This window comes from Micromonospora sp. NPDC052213 (genome assembly GCF_040679695.1).
Classification (GTDB): Bacteria; Actinomycetota; Actinomycetes; order Mycobacteriales; family Micromonosporaceae; genus Micromonospora.
Map to the genome: position 1 here is coordinate 1 of NZ_JBFAVI010000360.1, position 1,339 is coordinate 1,339.

Below are 1,339 nucleotides of genomic sequence, written 5' to 3' on the forward strand. Positions count from 1 at the left end.
CGGGGCGGCCTCCGCCCGCGCGGTCGAACTGCTCTAAGGGGTCCTGCTGCCCGAGCCCGACGGGACCGCGCGAATGTCCCCGCACCAGCTCTCCGGCGGTCAGCGCCAGCGCGTCGTGCTGGCCATCGCGCTGGCGTGCGACCCGGCCGTGCTGGTCGCGGACGAGCCCACCACCGCGCTGGACGTCACGGTGCAGGCGGAGATGCTGCGGCTGATGGACACGCTGGTGCGCGAGGAGGGCGCGTCGCTGCTGCTCATCACGCACGACCTGCCGGTGGTCGCCAGCATCTGCGAGGAACTGCTCGTCATGTACGGCGGCTCGATCGTCGAGCACGGCGACGTGACGACCGTGTTCGACTCGCCCCGGCACCCGTACACGGCGGGCCTGCGGGCGTCGACGGTGCTGGAGAGCACCGACGGCAGCGGCCGGCTGTCGACGATCCCGGGCCGCGTGCCGTCGCTCGGGTCGTTCCCCACCGGCTGCGTGTACCGCAACCGCTGCCCGCGCGCCGACGACGTCTGCGGCACCGTGCCGCTGCTGACGGCGCCGCCCGGCAGCACCCAGCGGGCCGCCTGCCACCACCCGATCGAGAGCGACCAGCCCCTAGGAAGCGGGAAGGCCAGCGCATGACCACCACCCCGTTGCTGGAAGCCGTCGACGTGGTGCGCGAGTACCGCGCCCCGCGGCGGTCGCTGCGTACGCCGGGCCAGCCGATCCGCGCGCTCGACGGCGTGAGCGTGCAGGTCCACGAGGGCGAGGCGTTCGGCATCGTGGGGGAGAGCGGCTCCGGCAAGTCGACGCTGCTGCGGGCCAGCGCCGGGCTGCTCCCGCCGGCCCGCGGCGCGGTCTACACCCAGGGCCAGCCGTCCCTGCTGGGCGTCAACGCCGCGCTGCTCAACGACCTGTCCGGCGAGCGCAACGTGGTGCTCGGCTGCCTCGCCATGGGCATGCAACCGGACCAGGTCAAGAAGATCGCCCCGGAGATCATCGAGTTCTCCGGCATCAACGAGCGCGGCGACTTCGCCTCGCTGCCGATGCGCACGTACTCCTCCGGCATGGGCGCCCGGCTGCGCTTCGCCATCTCGTCGGCGAAGAAGCACGACGTGCTGCTCATCGACGAGGCGCTGGCCACCGGTGACCGCAAGTTCCGGGTCCGCAGCGAACAGCGGGTCCGCGAGCTGCGCGACAGCGCCGGCACCGTGTTCCTGGTCAGCCACTCCATCGGCTCGATCCGGGACACCTGCGAGCGGACCATCTGGCTGGAGGGCGGCGTCCTGAGGATGGACGGCCCCACCAAGGAGGTCTGCGACGCGTACGAGGGCCAGAAGTAGCCCGCCG

General features: G+C 72.7%; 1 protein-coding gene and 1 pseudogene. Both read left to right on the forward strand.

Features of this window, described 5'->3' with window-relative positions; all coding sequences use genetic code 11:
• Positions 1–46: 46 nt before the first annotated feature.
• Positions 47–631, forward strand: a complete 585-nt coding sequence (locus tag AB0L34_RS33930; RefSeq protein WP_363709764.1) for an ABC transporter ATP-binding protein — start codon at positions 47–49, stop codon at positions 629–631.
• Positions 632–714: 83 nt separating this feature from the next.
• Positions 715–1,332: pseudogene (locus AB0L34_RS33935) on the forward strand (ABC transporter ATP-binding protein); the annotation flags it as partial.
• Positions 1,333–1,339: the final 7 nt, after the last annotated feature.